Annotated in this window: 16 protein-coding genes; 12 read left to right on the plus strand and 4 right to left on the minus strand. The window is 65.1% G+C overall.

The genetic code is table 11. The features are described from left to right. Positions 1 to 8: 8 nt before the first annotated feature. Positions 9 to 848: a heme/hemin ABC transporter substrate-binding protein gene (locus ACZ7GB_RS16815; protein WP_472159623.1), complete on the minus strand. Its 840-nt coding sequence runs from the start codon at positions 846 to 848 to the stop codon at positions 9 to 11. Further along, entirely contained in the window at positions 845 to 1,888 is a 1,044-nt protein-coding gene (locus tag ACZ7GB_RS16820; RefSeq protein WP_472159624.1) for a hemin-degrading factor, read from the minus strand. Before ACZ7GB_RS16820 ends, ACZ7GB_RS16815 begins: the two co-directional genes overlap by 4 nt. 207 nt (positions 1,889 to 2,095) lie before the next feature. Here ACZ7GB_RS16820 and ACZ7GB_RS16825 point away from each other — a divergent pair, with 207 nt between their 5' ends. The 7 genes from ACZ7GB_RS16825 to ACZ7GB_RS16855 all read left to right on the plus strand — a co-directional run bounded on the left by ACZ7GB_RS16825 (position 2,096) and on the right by ACZ7GB_RS16855 (position 8,641). Further along, entirely contained in the window at positions 2,096 to 4,195 is a 2,100-nt protein-coding gene (locus ACZ7GB_RS16825; protein ID WP_472159626.1) for a TonB-dependent receptor domain-containing protein, read from the plus strand. A gap of 116 nt (positions 4,196 to 4,311) precedes the next feature. Beyond that, the gene (locus tag ACZ7GB_RS16830) at positions 4,312 to 4,602 is read left to right on the plus strand and encodes a hypothetical protein (protein ID WP_472159627.1); all 291 of its coding nucleotides are present in this window, start codon (positions 4,312 to 4,314) and stop codon (positions 4,600 to 4,602) included. Beyond that, a complete protein-coding gene (locus ACZ7GB_RS16835; RefSeq protein WP_472159629.1) occupies positions 4,599 to 5,279 on the plus strand; it encodes a MotA/TolQ/ExbB proton channel family protein in 681 nt (226 codons plus the stop codon). The genes ACZ7GB_RS16830 and ACZ7GB_RS16835 overlap by 4 nt, the downstream gene beginning before the upstream one ends. Before the next feature lies 1 nt (position 5,280). After that, a complete protein-coding gene (locus tag ACZ7GB_RS16840; RefSeq protein ID WP_472159630.1) occupies positions 5,281 to 5,655 on the plus strand; it encodes an ExbD/TolR family protein in 375 nt (124 codons plus the stop codon). Next, on the plus strand, positions 5,652 to 6,038 hold the full coding sequence (locus tag ACZ7GB_RS16845; RefSeq protein WP_472159631.1) for an ExbD/TolR family protein: 387 nt from the start codon (positions 5,652 to 5,654) through the stop codon (positions 6,036 to 6,038). Before ACZ7GB_RS16840 ends, ACZ7GB_RS16845 begins: the two co-directional genes overlap by 4 nt. Next, on the plus strand, positions 6,035 to 6,871 hold the full coding sequence (locus tag ACZ7GB_RS16850) for an energy transducer TonB (RefSeq protein WP_472159632.1): 837 nt from the start codon (positions 6,035 to 6,037) through the stop codon (positions 6,869 to 6,871). Before ACZ7GB_RS16845 ends, ACZ7GB_RS16850 begins: the two co-directional genes overlap by 4 nt. A gap of 150 nt (positions 6,872 to 7,021) precedes the next feature. After that, positions 7,022 to 8,641: a Na/Pi cotransporter family protein gene (locus ACZ7GB_RS16855; protein ID WP_472159634.1), complete on the plus strand. Its 1,620-nt coding sequence runs from the start codon at positions 7,022 to 7,024 to the stop codon at positions 8,639 to 8,641. A gap of 472 nt (positions 8,642 to 9,113) precedes the next feature. Here ACZ7GB_RS16855 and ACZ7GB_RS16860 read toward each other — a convergent pair whose 3' ends face one another. Next, positions 9,114 to 10,790 (minus strand): extracellular solute-binding protein, encoded by a 1,677-nt coding sequence (locus ACZ7GB_RS16860; RefSeq protein ID WP_472159636.1) that lies wholly within the window; start codon positions 10,788 to 10,790, stop codon positions 9,114 to 9,116. 62 nt (positions 10,791 to 10,852) lie between these two features. After that, positions 10,853 to 11,773 carry an NAD(P)-dependent oxidoreductase gene (locus ACZ7GB_RS16865; protein ID WP_472159637.1) on the minus strand — a complete coding sequence of 307 codons (921 nt, stop codon included), beginning with the start codon at positions 11,771 to 11,773 and terminating at the stop codon, positions 10,853 to 10,855. Positions 11,774 to 11,977: 204 nt separating this feature from the next. Between ACZ7GB_RS16865 and ACZ7GB_RS16870 the strand changes: the two genes are divergently transcribed. The 5 genes from ACZ7GB_RS16870 to ACZ7GB_RS16890 are packed head-to-tail and all read left to right on the plus strand — an operon-like array spanning position 11,978 to position 16,463. Continuing rightward, a complete protein-coding gene (locus ACZ7GB_RS16870) occupies positions 11,978 to 13,045 on the plus strand; it encodes a 2,3-butanediol dehydrogenase (RefSeq protein WP_078547546.1) in 1,068 nt (355 codons plus the stop codon). 33 nt (positions 13,046 to 13,078) lie between these two features. After that, positions 13,079 to 14,152: an SDR family oxidoreductase gene (locus tag ACZ7GB_RS16875; RefSeq protein ID WP_078571707.1), complete on the plus strand. Its 1,074-nt coding sequence runs from the start codon at positions 13,079 to 13,081 to the stop codon at positions 14,150 to 14,152. 10 nt (positions 14,153 to 14,162) lie between these two features. Then, positions 14,163 to 14,447, plus strand: a complete 285-nt coding sequence (locus ACZ7GB_RS16880) for a YciI family protein (RefSeq protein ID WP_078606176.1) — start codon at positions 14,163 to 14,165, stop codon at positions 14,445 to 14,447. After that, on the plus strand, positions 14,447 to 15,481 hold the full coding sequence (locus ACZ7GB_RS16885) for a Gfo/Idh/MocA family protein (RefSeq protein ID WP_078601805.1): 1,035 nt from the start codon (positions 14,447 to 14,449) through the stop codon (positions 15,479 to 15,481). The genes ACZ7GB_RS16880 and ACZ7GB_RS16885 overlap by 1 nt, the downstream gene beginning before the upstream one ends. Before the next feature lies 1 nt (position 15,482). Beyond that, positions 15,483 to 16,463 carry a zinc-dependent alcohol dehydrogenase gene (locus ACZ7GB_RS16890; protein ID WP_083078904.1) on the plus strand — a complete coding sequence of 327 codons (981 nt, stop codon included), beginning with the start codon at positions 15,483 to 15,485 and terminating at the stop codon, positions 16,461 to 16,463. Positions 16,464 to 16,466: the final 3 nt, after the last annotated feature.

Consider the following 16,466-nt stretch of genomic DNA (forward strand, 5'->3'; position numbering starts at 1 on the left):
CCATCGCTTCAACCCTCCGCCTCGGGATAAAGCGCCGCATGCAGAGCTTGCGCCGCCTGCGGGGTGCGTGGCCCGAAGCCCAGAAGCAGCATCCCGTCCATCGCGACCAGCGCGCCGTCTCTGGCTGCGCGGGTCTGCCCCAGCGCGGGATGGGCGAGGATGTCACGCTCGGTCACCGCCATCTCGCCCTCGCGATCCATCGTCAGGATCACATCCGGATCGGCGGCGAGGATCGCCTCGTCGGTGACGGGCTTGTATCCCGCGAAGCCTGTCGCGGCATTCACCCCGCCCGCAAGCTCGATGATCGCCTCCGCCGAGGAGCCTTCGCCGCCCGCCATCACGCGACCGTTCTGCAGAGACAGCACGAAGAGCACGCGCTTCGGCGTGGCGACAGCGCCCGCCGATTTGCGCACGGCGTCCATCTGAGCGTCGAAACTGGCGGTGAGCCGTTCGGCTGCCTCCTCGCGGTCAAGCGCGGTACCGACCACCGCGATCTTCTCACGCACGCCTTGCACGCTCGGATCGCCCGGCAGCGCGACGAATTCGACGCCCGCCGCCTTCAGCGTCTCGACTGCCTCGGGCGGGCCTGCCGTGGCTTCGGCGAGGATCAGGTCGGGATCGAGTGCCAGCACGCCCTCGGCCGAGAGCGCGCGGACATAGCCCACATCGGGCAGCTCGGTGATGCGCTCGGGATATTGCGAGGTGGTGTCGCGCGCGACGAGTCGATCCTCCGCGCCAAGCGCCACGACGATCTCGGTCACGGCCCCGCCGAGCGAGATCACGCGGGCGGGCTCGGCCAGTGCGGGGCCGGCGGTGAGAATGGCTGCGATCAGGGCAAGGCGCTTCATGCCTGACCCTCCAGACGCGGCAATGCGCGGATCGTCGCGTTGAACGCCTCGACCCCGCCATCCTTGCGCGAGGCGAAGATCTGCGTGATCAGCGCGCCGTGCCTGTCGAAGGCTTCGAGACTGAGCGCGGGGCCGTTCTTCGTCGGCTTGTCGACCAGCCAGACCTCGGCGATGTGATCGCCGCGCAGATGCAGATTGAAGCGCGGGTCGAGCACGTTGATCCACGGGCCCATCGGCTTCACCGTCTCGATCGTACCGCCGTGGATCTCGATGCAGCCCGCATTGCCGACGAAGATCATCAGCGGCGTCCGGTCGGCGGCGCAGCGATTGAGCAGCGCCTCGACCGCGCCGGGCGACATCTCGGTGGCATAGGGCGCGCCCGCGATCCGGTAGGCGCCGAGCCGGTTTATCTTCAGCTTCGAGACGAGACGCAGGAACTGATGCGTGTCGGTCAGCTTGTCCCATTCCGCGCGCAGGGTCTCCGCTTTCTCGGGCAGCGATTTCGCGGCCTCGACCTTAGCACGGGGCGCAAGGTCGAGCTGATCCGACTGCGCGGGCAGGCGCAGATCCGCGACCAGCGCGTGGAAGGCCGCCACGTCGCTCTCGGGTTTTAGATGCACCTTGTGGATCGCATCGCCCGCCCGGTCGAAGACCTGGATCGAGCGTTTCTCACCATCCTCCAGCGCGAAGGCATGCGCCCAGTGCTGCGCGAAGAGACGCAGGTCGATCTCCTTGCCGAGCACCATCTGCGCATGCGCGCCTGAGTGATACTCTTCGTAAGTGCCGCGCCGTTCGATCACGCAGCTCTCGTTGCGGGTCAGCGCCATTGCGTCGCCAAGCGCGGTCAGGCGCGGCATGATCGCATCGGGATGGGCTTCGATCGCGGTGGCGGTCGTGCCGATATGGGCGGCGACCAGTTCGGCCTCCGCGATGCCATGCTGCGAGGCGAAATCGCGCGCGCGCATCTCGGGGCGTTCGGCGCGGAGCGCGCGGATACCTTCGGGGGAAAGCTGTTGGGGCAGGGTGCCGTCTGCGGGCATGGGGAGTCCTCTCGTCGTTTTCGCAAGGGGCGCGAATCTGGCGAGAGGGCGGGGCCTCGGGCTGGGCGCGGATGGGATCAAATATATCTCAGGAATATACTTGACTAGTTTTGTCGGATTCTCTAGCTGGTCACATCATCGAGATCAAGACAGTTTCTGCGCTGCCAGCGTCACGCCAGCCCCATGCAGACCACAAAGGGGACACTCATGGCTACGACGCCTCGCGCCGCGCGGATGCGGCTTTTCACGACAGTTACCAGCCTCGCGCTGATCGCCGCCGCAGGTCCGGCACTCGCACAGGAAAGCGGGTCCGATGACGGCTACACGATGCTGGGCCGCCTGATCTATGGCTGGGGCACGCCGAAAGTGGCGATCGATACGCCGCAGGCGGTGACGGTGATCGACCAGCAGGACCTCGACGAGGAACAGCCGCGCACGATGGGCGATCTCTTTGCCGACGTGCCGGGCGTGCAGGCGGCGGGCGCCTCGGCGCGGATGCTGGGGCAGGCCTTCAACATCCGCGGCATCGGCAATGCCGAGCAGACCGGCAGCCAGAACCGCATTATCATCACCGTCGACGGCGCGGTGAAATTCTTCGAGCAGTATCGCACCGGCTCCTTCTTCGGCGATCCCGAGCTTTACAAGCGCGTCGAAGTGCTGCGCGGTCCGGCCTCGTCGACGATGTATGGCTCGGGCGCGATCGGGGGCGTGGTGAATTTCACCACCAAGGACGCCACCGATTTCATCCCCGAGGGGCAGACCGGCGCGGTCCGGCTCAAGGGCGCTTATGACAGTAATGGCGACGGCAAGATCGGCACGCTGACCTATGCCCAGAAGCTGGGCGAGGATGCGGATATGTTGTTCAGCTACTCGCAGGGCTCGTCCGACGACATGGAAGACGGTGCGGGGCAGACGATCCCGGCAACGGCTGGCGATCGCTGGTCGGCGCTGCTGAAGTCGAACTACTATTTCGGCGAGAACCGCGATCAGCGCCTGACGTTCTCGGCCTCGCGCACCGATAGCGACCTGAAGGATGCGGCCGTCGCGCAGACCGGCGGGGCGCTCGCCTCGGCTTTCGGCACCTCGGATCTGCATGCGATCGACGACACGCTCAGCCTTACCTATGCCAATGAAGGCGTGGGCAACCCGTGGCTCGATCTCGAAGCGCAGCTGAGCTACTCGAAAACCTCGACGGAGCGCGACAATTTCTCGCTCGGGATGATGTGTTCGGCGGGCCGTTTCTCGGTGCTCTGCCCCAATACGGCGAGCTACGAGACCACCGCGCTCAAGCTCGAGAACACCGTCGAGATGTCGCGCGGCGCGTGGGAGAATTACCTCACCTTCGGCACGCAGCTCTCGCATCAGAACCGCTACGCGAATTCCTCGGTGGGCGAGCCTGCCTTCCACCCCGGTGGTACCGAGGACAAGCTGGGCCTCTATGTGCAGGGCGAATTCGTCTGGAACGAGAAGCTGACGATCACGCCGGGCCTGCGCGTGGACCGTGCATGGCTCTCGCCCGATGCGGCGGCGGCGGCGCAAGGCGGCACCGATCAGGATGGCACGGCGATTTCGCCCAAGATCGCGGCGCTCTATCAGTTCAACGACACCTGGGGCGTCTTCGGCTCGCTCGCGCGGACCGAACGGATGCCAACGCTGGACGAGCTCTATCAGACTGACGGGATCGGGGCGGCGGGCCGCACCGCCAGCCTCAATCTCGACAAGGAGAAAGCCACCACGGTCGAGCTGGGCGTGACCTATCAGACCTCGGGCCTTCTGTCGGAGGGCGACAGCCTTTCCGCGAAAGCCACGCTGTTCCACAACGATCTGACCGATCTGATCGCGGCCAACCCCTCCGGCTCGGTCGGCGTGCCCTATTTCCGCAACGTCGATTCCGCGAAAATCTGGGGCGGCGAGATCGAGGCGTCCTACGAGGCCGATCGCTGGTTCGGTCAGCTCGCCTATTCCAAGGTGAAGTCGAAAGACGAGGCGACGGGCCAGACCCTCACCGACACGCCCGCCGAGAATATCGCGCTGACGCTGGGGGCGAAATTCCCCGATCAGGGTGTGCGCGCGGGCTGGCGCGTGCAGGGCTTCAGCGGGATCGAGACGGCGTCCGCCTCGACCTCGGCTCCGGGCTACGCCACGCATGATCTCTTCGTCAGCTGGAAACCCGAACGGCTCGCCGGGATCGAGGTGAACCTGACGGTCGAGAACGTCTTCGACCGCGAGTATCGCAACAACCTCTCGCTCGACAACGCGCCGGGCCGGAACGTGAAACTCTCCGTCGCCAAGGCCTTCACATGGTGAGGGCGGCGCTTCTGACACTGCTTTGCGCGTGCCTCCCTCATGGCATTTCCGCGCAGGGCGCGCCCCGGCTCAGCTTGACGCTGGCCGGGGCAACCGAGGCCGAGGACGCCTGCCGGTTGAGTTTTCTCGCCGAGAACGGGCTGGGGAGCGATCTCGACGCGCTGGTGGTGGAGGCCGTGATCTTCACCCGCGCGGGCGCGGTCGAGCGGCTGTTGCTCCTCGATTTCCGCGACTTGCCCGCGGGCAAGCCCCGCGTGCGGCAATTCGATCTGGCCGGGCTGCGCTGCGAGGCGCTTGGCCAGATCCTGATCAATGGCGTCGAGAGCTGCGAGGGCGGGGACGAAGCGGCCTGCGCGGACGCTCTGGAAACCGGCTCGCGCGTCGATGGAACGGAGGTGACGGGATGATCTCTCTTGCGGCAATCCAACAGGGTTTGAGCGATTTCGTGGCGCTCGGCGGCTGGGTCGTGGCGCTGCTGCTATGTGTCTCGGTGATCGCCGGGGCGGCGGTGCTATGGAAGCTCTGGCATCTCGCAAACCTGCGGATCGGGGCTCACGCGCGGTTGGAGGCGGCGCTCGACCTGTGGCAGGCGGGCCAGCGCGGGGCGGCGCGCCAGAGCCTCACGTCCGCCCGTGGCCCTCTGGCCGAAATGACCCGCCGCGCGATGGCTGCGTCTGATCCGCAGGCGCTGCGGACCCGCTTGCAGACCGAGACCGAAATCCAAGCCGCGCGTAGCGAGGCCGGGATGCGACTGCTGGATGCCATCGCGCAGACCGCGCCGCTTCTGGGTCTGTTCGGCACGGTTCTGGGCATGATCGAAGCCTTCCAGACCCTGCAGAGCGCAGGCGCTTCGGTCGATCCGGCGCAGCTTGCGGGCGGCATCTGGGTGGCGCTTCTGACCACCGCGCTCGGTCTCGGGATCGCGATGCCGGTCTCGCTGTTTCTGTCCTTCGTCGAGAGCCGCATCGCCCGCGAAAGCCAGAGCGCCGCGCTGATGATCGAGGCGCTCTGCGGCCCCGCGCTGCCCGAGAGCGCACCTGTCCGGGCCGAGCTCAATCGCGCCGTGCAAACCGCCGGAGAGTGACATGCGCAAGCCGCTTCGCCGCCGCAGCCTGTCGATGACCTCGCTGATCGACGTGATCTTCCTGCTGCTGATGTTCTTCATGCTGGCCTCGAGCTTTTCGCGCATGACCGAACTGCCGATCGCGGCGCGCGGGGCAGGGGGCGCGGCTGCACCCGAGAGCAAACTGGCCTTCCTGAAGCTCGGACCCGAGCGGCTCAGCCTGAACGGCAAGGCGCTGGACTTGGACGCACTGGAGGCGGCCCTGCGAGACGATTTCGCACAGACCCCGCCGCGCCTGCTGGTCAGCCTCGATCCTGACACCTCGAGCCAACGGCTCGCCGATCTGCTGGTGCGGCTGCACGCGGTGCCGGGGCTGCAAGCGGAGGTGCTGGGATGAGCACGCGTTTCACCCGCCGCCGGAGCGAGCCGATCCTGACCCTGATCAACGTGGTCTTCCTGCTGCTGGCCTTCTTCCTCGTGGCCGGCACGCTCGCCGCGCGCCCGCCCGCCGATCTGCAGCTTGTCGCTTTGCCGGAAGGCGCGCGCGCGCCCGAGCCGGGCCGGGTGGCGCTGAATGCGCAGAGCGACACTCTCTGGCCCGAGGGCGTCGCGGATGCGTCCGCCTTCATGGCGCAGCTCCCGCCCGAGGCCGGGGGCGTGGCCCGTATCCTGCCCGATCGCGCGGCCCCCGCGCCCGCGCTCGTGGCGCTGGCCCGCGATCTCAGCGCGGCGGGGGCGCAGGGTATCCGCCTCGTGGCCGCACGGGGAGAGACGCCATGAAACGGGGCGCGCTCATCGCTTGCGCGGCGTTTGCGGTCTCGGCCGGGCTGCACGCGCTGGGGCTGGCGCAGACGCCCGTCGCCGCGCCGGAGCTTCCGCCCGCAGGCGGTCAGGCCGCGCAGGAGGCCCCGCTTTTGGGCAATGATTTCGCCGATCTCGCGGCAGGGCGGGCGACGCCGGTTGTGCCGGAGCGCGCCGAACCGATTGCCCGAGAGGTCACGCGCCCGGTGCAGCCGGAGACGCCCGCAACGCCCGATGCGGCAAGCCCGTCCGCGCCCACAGCGCCGGACCGTCTCGCCGCCGTTATCCCCACGCCCGAGACCCTGCGCGCCCAGAGCGCGCTCGCCCCCCAACGAAGCCAGCGCCCCGAAGCGCGCCCCAAACGCCCCGCGCCGCAGCAGGCTGCCAAGCCAAGCAAACAGGCCCTAAGCGAAGCAAGGCCCGCACCACCAAGCAACGCCGGAAATGCCGCCCGCGACGCCCGGCGCGGCTCCTCGCAAGGCGCGGTCAAGGCGCGCAACACCGCCGATAAAGGCCAGCCCGCCAAGGCCACCAGCGCCGCCCGATCCGGTCAATCGCCCCGGCAATACGCGGCTTCGGTGATCCGCAAGATCCAGTCCACGCCGAAGCGACGCGGGCAGGGCCGCGGGCGCGCGGTGGTGGGCTTCGTGATCTCCGCGAACGGGCGGCTGAGTACGGTGCGCATCCTGCGCGGCTCCGGCTCCTCGGGCCTCGATGCGGCAGCGCTCGACCACGTCCGCCGGGCCGCGCCGTTCCCGCCACCGCCGAAGCCGGGAATGAAGTTCTCCTTCGAATTCATCGCCCGCGGTTAGGCCGCGTTCATCAAACGACCCGGAGGGCTGCTCGCACAGGGCAGACAAAACCGGATTCATCCGGTAAAACAGAGATTTGCACGGCGTTCTTGCCAGCGCTTGAATTCCGTATCGCGCGGTCGCATTCTCGACGGCAAAGGGTGGAAAGCCATGTCGGAGACACTGTCGGCACTGGGCGGAATCGGGTTGTTCCTGCTCGGCATGAAGATAATGACCGAGGCGCTGCGCGAAGCGGCAGGCGCGAACCTGCGCCGCCTGCTGGCACGGTTCACCACCACGCCGCTCAAGGGTGTGGCGAGCGGCTTGGTCACGACTGCAGTGATCCAGTCTTCCTCAGCGACCACGGTGATGACGGTCGGCTTCGTTGGCGCGGGGCTTCTGAGCTTCACGCAGGCGCTCGGTGTGATCTACGGCGCCAATATTGGCACCACCGTCACCGGCTGGATCGTGTCGCTGGTCGGCTTTAAGCTGAAGCTGGGCGCGGTGGCGATGGGGCTTTTGTTCTTCGCGAGCCTGACGCTGTTTCTCTCGCATGGCCGGGCGGCGCGCATCGGGCGCGTGCTTGCGGGGTTCTGCCTGCTCTTCATCGGGCTCGACATGATGCAGCAGGGCATGTCGGGGGCCGCGGACTGGATCACGGTGGAGCGCATTCCCGGTACCGGAGTGGGCGGCTTGCTCGCGATGGCGGCGCTGGGGCTGGGGGTCACGGTGGTGATGCAATCTTCCTCGGCGGCGATCGCGGTGGTGCTGGTGCTGGTCAGCAACGGCGCGCTGCCGCTCATTCAGGCGGCGGCGGCGGTGATCGGGATGAACCTCGGCACCACCTTCACCGCCCTGATCGCCGCTTTCGGGGGATCGCGGGCGATGCAGCAGACCGCAATCGCGAACCTGCTGTTCAATTGCGGGACGATGGTGATCGCCTTTCCGCTGCTACAGCTCATTGCGGGACCGTTGGAGGCGCTGGCCGCGCGCACCGGGGTGGATACCGCGCTGGTGCTGTTTCACACCGGATTCAACCTGCTGGGAACGCTGGTCTTTCTGCCCGTCACACGCCAATTCGCCACGCTCGTCGCAAGGCTGCGGCCCGATCTGGGCGGGCGCGCGCCGCCGGAACTGGACCGCCACCTGCTGAGCGACGAGGGCGCGGCGATGCAATCGGCCCATGCGATGGTGATCTGGGCCGCGCGCGAGGTCTTCTCGGCCTATTCGCTGGCCATCGGCCCTGCGCGCGATCTGCGGCGGATGTCGGCACTGGGCCCGCGGGTCGGGATCGCGCTCGATGAGCTGAAGGATTACATGGCGCAGATTTCGGTCCCGCGCGACAAGCCCACCGAGGCCGCCGCCTTCGCAGCGCTGATGCATCAGGCCGACCATCTGATGCGGCTGGTGGAGCAGGCCGAACATCGCGGCTATATCGCGATCCTTCTGCGCGGCAAGATCACGCCGCGGCCCGCACAATGGTTCGCCGCCTGTCTGTCCCCTGACCGTCCGCTCGATCTGCCGCAGATCGGGGCGCGGATGGCGCTGATGGCTGCGCCGGTGGCCCATCGCTTCGCGCGGCACCGGCGCGGGCTTCTGCTTGGCGAGCATGTCGGGCTCTATACGATGCAGGAGACGTTTCAGGCGACCGATGCGATGCGCTGGTTCACGCGGATCATGCATAACGTGCAGCGCGTTGGGGAATATGAGCGCGAGGTTCAGAGCAATCTGGGCCATGAGGCCGTCTCCGCCCCCGAGGCCGCGCCGCCGCCTGCCGCCGAACTCGCTTGATGATATCCCGAAGCGGGCCGATCCGTCCGCTCATGCGGCATGGCGCGCGCATCCCACTGTGCCCCGTCACTTACCCACGGAGGGTTCGTCTAGGGGCTTTGGGGCATCCCGAAGTGGATGACGTATCGACCTGCCATCCAATAATTAGATCCACAACGTTCGTCGAGAATAGCCATATGCAGATCGAGCATGTGGTCCCGCGCTTTCTCCGCTGCAGTCAGCCAGGTCGAGGTAGAAACCCAATAATCGACGTGACGAAGCGCAGGCTCGCGCTCCACGAAGGAGAGGAGCACCTTCAGAAATTCCGGGAAGAGCATCAGGATCGGCGTCTCGATGCCGCATGTCGGGCGATTGCTTCAACCTGCACCGCCCGGCGTGAACGCTGCCCGGGCGCCAGTCTCGGCCGGCTGACCCGGGGCTGCTCAGCGAAGCGTTACCCCGGAGCGCGAGGGGGCGCCAGCAGGAAGCAGTCTCAGCCCGCGGATCGGACAGCGTCGAGAATTCGGTTCTCCGCGTCTCTCAGGCCGCGCTGGGGCGATTTTCCGTTGAAGACGATGTCGTGGATTTCTTCCCCGAGCGTGCGTTCGATCAGGTTGAATTCCGGCACCGGCGGGCGCGCCCATGTCACCAGCTCGTTCTTGCGCGCCATGCGGTCGACCATGCTGACGATGGGTGAGGAGGCCAGTGCCTCCGGGTCGGCGCAGACCGAGAAGCGCGGTGCCACGGGGAAGCCGTTCTTCACGTGCTCTTTCATCGCCTCGGGCGAGACCATCCATGCGATCGCGTCGATGATCTGCTTCTGCCGCGCGGGCTCCACATAGGCGGGGATCGTCAGAAGGAAGCCGCCGATCGGGGCCGACACGCGACGCATCCGGCGCGAGGGGGGCGGCAGGTAGGCGACGCGGCGGGCAACGCGGGAGCTCAGTTCATGCTCGAAGCGCGCCGCACGCATCGTCCAGCAATAGGCAAGCGCGGTCTGACCCGACATGAAGTAGTGGATCCGCCGCTCCCAATCCATCGTGGCGATGTCGGGCGGCGAAACCTCGACGAGCTGCTTCATGTATTCGATCACTTCGAGCGCATCCTCGGTGTCGATCTGAAGCTTCAGCTTCTCGAACGTGTCGAAGCTCCAGCTCTCCTGATTGCGCAGCGGCATGTCGATGACGGTAGTCCGGCAGGCCGCGAGGAAGAACATGAAGGAGTTCGCGATCGGCATGCCACGCTGCCCGTTCCACGCGATGCCGTAGAAGTCGTCCTGCGGGTTATGGAATTCCCGCGCTGCGGCGATCGTCTCGTCGAAGGTCTTTGGATAGGCGAGGCCGCGGCTCTCGAACAGATCCTTGCGGGCCGCGAGAATCTCGATCGTGCAATAGAGCGGGATGCCGTATTGCGTCCCTTTCCAGTTGCCGGTCCCCCAGACCGAAGGATGGAAATCCAGCGCGTTGATCGCGGCATCCGAGATGAGATCGTCCAGCGGGGCGAGCTCCCCACGCTCCGCGAACTCCCCGAGCCACGGCATGTTCATCGCGACGACGTCATAGCGCGGCGACATTTCCGAAAGGGTGCGCCGCGTGTTGGCATAAAGGTCTGGCAGACGCTGAAGATCGAAGCTGCTGCGCTTGCCGAAATCGTTGCGGAAGTCGGACCACATATTGCGCATCGCGATGAAGTAGTTGTCGTCGTTCAGCAGGAACTTGATATCGCCAAGGTTGATCGAGGAGATGTCCTCCCCGCGCACGGGGGAGATGATCTGCGAGGCGAAATAGCTGCCGCCGAAATAGTATTCGCTGGTCTCCATCCCGCGCCGCAAGCCGAAGGTCTTCGCCAGGTGGCCCTTCACGTAGCTCGCGTAGTCCATGAAGGTGTTGAGCAGGGTGTCGGAGGGTTCGAGGAAATGCGTCTTCAGGCCGTTGCCGCGCGGCACCTGCCGGATCAGGCCATCCTCGATCATCTTCAGGATCATCCGGTTGCCGGTGCTGTAGGGCACATCGGCGAGGCTGATCAGGCCCGACTTGTCTATCGGGTTCACGCGCAGATGCGCATCGACCAGTTCGAGTGTGATGTTGAAATACACGTCCGGTTTGCCACCGGGCATGTTTGCGTCGAAGGGCGCACGAAGCTGCCGGAGGAAATCGACGATCCGGGACAACTCGTGACTTGTGAGTTCAGCATCCTGAGGTTGCATAGCCTCCGAATGCTGCTCCGCCAATTTCATCTTGTCGACAACTTTTCCTGCCATTTCACCAATGCGAAGAAATCTTCGTCCTGCATGCCCGCGTTCGAGGCGCTTCTATAAAGCTCGAGGATCAGGCCGGTGGTCATCAGCGGCACGCTGTTGCGTCGGGCGGCTTCGCTGATGAGCGTGAAATCCTTGATCATCTGAGACACTGTGAAAGCGGGCGTGAAGTCATCTTCGACGACCGGCTTCTGCTTATATTTGAACAGCGGCGAGGCCACTGCGCTTTCGCAAATTACATCCATCATATCGGCTCGGGTCAGGCCGCCGCTGGCGCCGATCGCCAAGGCTTCGGAGAGCACCGCGGAAGAGGCGCCGACCAGAGTGTTCAAAACGAGCTTCATGTAGCGCGCTTCTTCGCCATTTCCGAGGAAAAACTGCCGCGCAGAAAGTTTGCGGATGTAGGGGAGCGCTTCGTCCCAGCCCGCGCGGTCGCCCGAGGCGAGCACGGTGAGCGCGGCACTCGCCGCCATGTCTGTGCTGCCGGAAAGCGGCGCTCTGACATAGTTGATTTTCTTCGCTGCGAGAACCTTCGCAACGCTTTCGGAGCATTCGGGGGAGACCGTGCTCATCTCGACCAGCGTCGCGCCCGCGGGCAAGGTGGTTGCGACGCCAAGGTCTTCGCCATTGCCGACGACATCCAGCAAAGCCTGATCGTTCGGCAGCGTCGAGAAGACGATACCCGCATTAGCGAAGTCCGAGATAGACGTGGCCTCGGATGCGCCCACAGCGGTCAGGCGATCACGGCTCTCCTTCGCCGGATCGGACACGACGAGTTTCGCGCCGCTCTCTACGAGGTTGCGCGCCATGGGGCCGCCCATTTTGCCCACGCCGATCCAGCCAAGCGTCTGTTGCGTATCGATCTGATCCGTGTCTGCCACTTGGGTCTGGCTCATGCTGATATCTCCCACTTCTGTACTGGGCCGACATTACGTCGCCAAAATGGTGGTGATGGATGTAATTTATCCGAAGCGGAAATTTTTCTGCAGTGATGGCCGGATTGGTTTGTTACGAATCGTCGCAGCCAAATGGCGATCTCGATGTCGGGGTGATCCCGGCAGACCCAGAGGATCGCGAGACTTGGAAAGGGAGGAAAAGCTTTGAAAGCTGTTCGTTTTCACGGAGCGAAGGACATCCGCGTCGAGGATGTCGAAGAACCGTCGAGCAAACTGGCGCCGGATGACGTTCTGGTCGCGCCGATCGTGACCGGCATCTGTGGCACCGATCTTCACGAATATATCGCGGGGCCGATCGTCACCCCGTCCGAACCGCATATCTATACCGGCGCGTCCAATCCGCAGATTCTTGGCCATGAATTCTCCGCCAAGGTTCTCGCAGTGGGCGACGAGGTCAGCAATGTCACGGTGGGCGAGCGCATTTCGGTCCAGCCGCTCGTGGCGCCACGCAATGACTACTATGGCAAGCGCGGCCTCTATCACCTCTCGCCGCAACTGGGCTGCATCGGCCTGAGCTGGGCCTGGGGCGGCATGGGCGAGAAAGCCGTCATTAAGGATTACAACGCGCAATCCGTGCCCGAGGGGCTGACGGATGACCAGGCTGCGATGATCGAGCCGGCTGCGGTCGCGCTTTACGGCGTGGATCGCGGCGGCGTCGAGGCAGGTTCGACCGTTCTTGTCTCGGGCGCCGGTCCGATCGGTGCGCTGACAGTGCTTTCGGCCCGTGCGGCTGGTGCGAGCACGATCATCGTGTCGGAGCCGAACCCGAACCGCCGCCGGATCATCTCGGAAATCGCGCCCTATGCGCATGTCGTCGATCCGCGCAGCGGCGAGCTGCCGACCGTCGTCGGCGATCTGACCGAAGAGGGTGTCGGCGTCGACGTCGCGCTCGAATGTGTCGGGCTCGAAGCCTCGCTCAACGCCTGCGCCGAAGCGGTGCGCCGTCAGGGCAAGGTCGTGCAGGTGGGCCTGCACATGAAACCCGCCAGCATCGACGCGATGCTCTGGGCGCTCAAGGACATCTCGGTCGAAGCGACCTGGTGCTACCCGACGCAAATCTGGCCCCGGATCGGCCGCATGGTCGCCTCGGGCAATTTCCCGATCGAGAAAGTCATCACCTCGCGGATCGCGGCGGAAGATGTCGTCGACAAGGGCTTCGAGGCGCTTCTCGATCCTGCCGGGGAACATCTGAAAATTCTCGTCACCACCTGACGAAACGGAACTGCAAGAAAGGGGCGAAGACCCATGGCTGAACAGAATATTGCGTTGATTGTCGGGGCGACCGGCCTCTCGGGCAGCTACACCGCGCGCGAGTTGAAATCTCACGGCTGGACGGTCGTGACGGTGTCGCGCAGCGATGTCGATCTCGAGTGGTCCGACCGGCACATTGCCGCAGACCTGACCGATGCGGAAGCCAGCAAGGCCGCGCTGGCTGCGGCCAAGGACGTGACGCATGTGTTCTATTGCACCTGGTCGCGTCAGGCCAACGAGGAAGAAAATGTCCGCGTGAACGGAATGATGGTGCGCAACCTCTTCGAGGGGATCGCAGGCGCGCCGATCAAGCACGGCGCGCTGGTGACGGGGCTCAAGCATTACCTCGGTTCGTTCGACGATTACGCCAAGGTCACGCCCTACACGCCTTTCCTCGAATCGAGCCCGCGTCTGCCGGGGCCGAACTTCTACTACGCGCAGGAAGATGTGCTGCTGGAGATGGCCGAGAAATACGGCTTCACCTGGTCGGTGCACCGCCCGCACACGATGATCGGCTTCACGGTCGGAAATTACATGAACATGGCGGTCACGCTCGCGGTCTATGCCTCGATCTGCAAGCACACCGGCAAGCCGTTCCTCTATCCCGGTTCGCCCGAGCAATATAATGCGGTCACCGATGTGACCGATGCGCGCATCCTCGCCAAACAGTTCTACTGGGCCGCGACGACGCCGGAAGCTGCGAACACACCCTTCAATACCGCAAATGGCGATGTCTTCCGCTGGACTTGGCTCTGGGCGCGGATCGCCGAGTATTTCGGCCTCGAGGTCGCGGAATACCCCGGTCACACGACGCCGCTCGAAGAGCAGATGGCGGATGCGCCCGCAATCTGGTCGGAGATGGTGGCTCAATATGGGCTGCAGGATATCCCTGTGACCAAGCTCGCCTCGTGGTGGCACAGCGACGCCGATCTCGGCCGCGAGCTGGAATGCTTCACCGACATGACCAACAGCCGGAAGCTGGGTTTCGACGCCTATCAGAGCACGCCCGACAGCTTCTTCGACGTCTTCGAAGAGCTGCGCGAACGCAAGATCATCCCGGCGAAGTGAGGAGACTGAGATGCATTACGTAATCCATTGCCTCGACCATGACGGCGCCGTCGATAAGCGGCTGGCCAATTACGAGGACCACAAGGCCTATCTGGCCCAGGCACCGGTGAAAACGGTGATTTCGGGCCCGCTTCTGGGCGACGACGAAGAGACCATGATCGGCAGCTGCTTCGTGCTGGAGGCCGACAGCCTCGCAGAGGTCGAGGAGTTCAACCGCAACGACCCCTTCGCGAAGGTCGGTCTGTGGAAGTCCGTCTCGATCCGTCCGTTCTCCAAGCGCGTGGACAACCGCTGATGTCGGGGCCGGTCAAAATCGCCCTCGTGGGCATGGGATGGTGGGGGCAGAAGATGCTCGCCGTTCTGTCGAGCGCCCCCGACGACATCACGGTCGTCCGCGCGGTGGAGCCGAATATGGATGCGGTGCGCGATCTCTGCGCCGAGAAGAGCGTGACGCTCAGCGCGGATTACGCCGATGCGCTGAACGATCCCGAGGTCGAGGCCGTCGTGCTGGCGACGCCGCACTCGCTGCACACGGATCAGATCGCCAAGGCCGTCGCGGCAGGCAAGCATGTCTTCTGCGAAAAGCCGCTCGCGCTCACCGCTGAAGAAGCCGCCCGTTCGGTCGCGCTTTGCGCCGAGGCTGGGTTGGTTCTCGGCATGGGCCATGAGCGCCGCTGGGAGCCGCCGATCGCCGAGATGCTGGCGAAGGCCGATGCGGGTGAGTTAGGCCGTATCCAGCAAATCGAGGCCAATTTCAGCCACGACAAATTCGTCGGCATGGACCCGAGCAACTGGCGCGTTCAGGCGAGCGAAGCACCCGCAGGCGGCATGACCGCGACGGGCATCCACCTGCTCGATCTGTCGGTCCGCCTTCTGGGCCGCGCGGAAAGCGTGCTGTGCATCTGTGAGCAGCTGTCTTCGGAACTGCCGCAGGGCGACACGGTCGCGGCCTATGTGAAATTCGCCGGGGGCGGGACCTCCTACGTGTCGGCTTCGCTGTCGAACCCGTTCATGTCCCGCTTCACGGTCTACGGCTCGAAAGGCTGGATCGACATCCGCGACAAGGCGCATGTCGAAGCGCCCGACGGCTGGATCGTGACCTCGGCCATGGCTGGCGGGCCGATCGAGACCGTCGAGATCGGCAAGGCCGAGCCCGTGAAGGACAACCTGGTGAGTTTCGCCCGCGCCGTGCGCGGACAGGAAACCTACCCGATCACCGCCGATCATCTGGTCGACAATATCGCGCTGCTCGAGGCGGTCTTCGCCTCCTCCCGCAGCGGTCAAATCGAACGCGTGGCGCAACCCGCCGCAGCGAAAGTTGGAGCCTGACATGAAAGCCCTGATCTTCGACGAACCGAACAAGCCCATCGTGACGCAGGTGCAGACGCCCGGCATCACGGACAACGAGGTGCTAATCCAGTCGCGCCGCGTTGGGATTTGCCACTCAGATTACGAGCTGCTGGCCGGTCAATACATCATCCCGATTTCCTATCCGGTCGTTCCGGGCCACGAATGGGTCGGCGAAGTCGTCGAGGTCGGGAAGAATGTCGACGGGCTCAAGCCCGGGGATCGTGTGGTCGGCGAATGCGTGATCAACACGCCCGAGCGCATCCACCACTTCGGCTTCTCGATGGACGGTGCGGATCGCGAATTCTTCGCCGCGCGCCCCGAATGGCTGCACAAGCTGCCCGACGCGGTCGATGACGCAAAAGGCGCGCTGATCGAACCCTTCACCTGCGGGTATTACGCGGTGCTGCGCCATGGCGGCGTCTGCGCGGCGGATACGGTCGTCGTCTCGGGCGGCGGCACGATCGGCCTTGTCTCGGCAGCCGCCGCGATCGGCATGGGCGCTCGCGTGATCGTGGTCGATCCGGTGCCGCTTCGCCGCGAGATCGCGATGAAGCTCGGTGCGGACGGCACGATCGATCCGACCAACGGCGACCCGATCGAAGCGGTGCAGGAGATGACCAAGGGCGGCGCCGATCTGGTGGTCGAATGTGCGGGCCATCCGGCCTCGCTGGCCAATGTCTTCGACTATGCCCGCGACGACGGGGATGTCTCGATGGTCGGCATCAATATCGGCCAGAAATTCCCGGTCGAGCTGGGCAAGATCCAGATCAAGAACCTCAACGTGAAAGGCTGCATCGGCTCGCCCGGCGTCTGGCCGGCAGCGATCCGGTTCCTGGAGCGCACCGGGCTCGATCTCTCGCCGATCCAGACCCACAGCTACAACATCGATGACGCGATGACCGCGCTGGAGCTGGGCAAGTCGCCCGACAAGGCGGTCAAGGTCACCTTGGAAATCAGCTGAGAC

It is taken from the genome of Thioclava sp. PTB-PU3-1 (assembly GCF_055666785.1).

What these genes read in the sequence shown, in the direction of transcription:
- ACZ7GB_RS16815 (WP_472159623.1), bottom strand. Translation starts at nt 848, where the DNA reads ATGAAGCGCCTTGCCCTGATCGCAGCCATTCTCACCGCCGGCCCCGCA.
- ACZ7GB_RS16820 (WP_472159624.1), bottom strand. Translation starts at nt 1,888, where the DNA reads ATGCCCGCAGACGGCACCCTGCCCCAACAGCTTTCCCCCGAAGGTATC.
- ACZ7GB_RS16825 (WP_472159626.1), top strand. Translation starts at nt 2,096, where the DNA reads ATGGCTACGACGCCTCGCGCCGCGCGGATGCGGCTTTTCACGACAGTT.
- ACZ7GB_RS16835 (WP_472159629.1), top strand. Translation starts at nt 4,599, where the DNA reads ATGATCTCTCTTGCGGCAATCCAACAGGGTTTGAGCGATTTCGTGGCG.
- ACZ7GB_RS16840 (WP_472159630.1), top strand. Translation starts at nt 5,281, where the DNA reads ATGCGCAAGCCGCTTCGCCGCCGCAGCCTGTCGATGACCTCGCTGATC.
- ACZ7GB_RS16845 (WP_472159631.1), top strand. Translation starts at nt 5,652, where the DNA reads ATGAGCACGCGTTTCACCCGCCGCCGGAGCGAGCCGATCCTGACCCTG.
- ACZ7GB_RS16850 (WP_472159632.1), top strand. Translation starts at nt 6,035, where the DNA reads ATGAAACGGGGCGCGCTCATCGCTTGCGCGGCGTTTGCGGTCTCGGCC.
- ACZ7GB_RS16855 (WP_472159634.1), top strand. Translation starts at nt 7,022, where the DNA reads ATGTCGGAGACACTGTCGGCACTGGGCGGAATCGGGTTGTTCCTGCTC.
- ACZ7GB_RS16865 (WP_472159637.1), bottom strand. Translation starts at nt 11,773, where the DNA reads ATGAGCCAGACCCAAGTGGCAGACACGGATCAGATCGATACGCAACAG.
- ACZ7GB_RS16875 (WP_078571707.1), top strand. Translation starts at nt 13,079, where the DNA reads ATGGCTGAACAGAATATTGCGTTGATTGTCGGGGCGACCGGCCTCTCG.
- ACZ7GB_RS16880 (WP_078606176.1), top strand. Translation starts at nt 14,163, where the DNA reads ATGCATTACGTAATCCATTGCCTCGACCATGACGGCGCCGTCGATAAG.
- ACZ7GB_RS16885 (WP_078601805.1), top strand. Translation starts at nt 14,447, where the DNA reads ATGTCGGGGCCGGTCAAAATCGCCCTCGTGGGCATGGGATGGTGGGGG.
- ACZ7GB_RS16890 (WP_083078904.1), top strand. Translation starts at nt 15,483, where the DNA reads ATGAAAGCCCTGATCTTCGACGAACCGAACAAGCCCATCGTGACGCAG.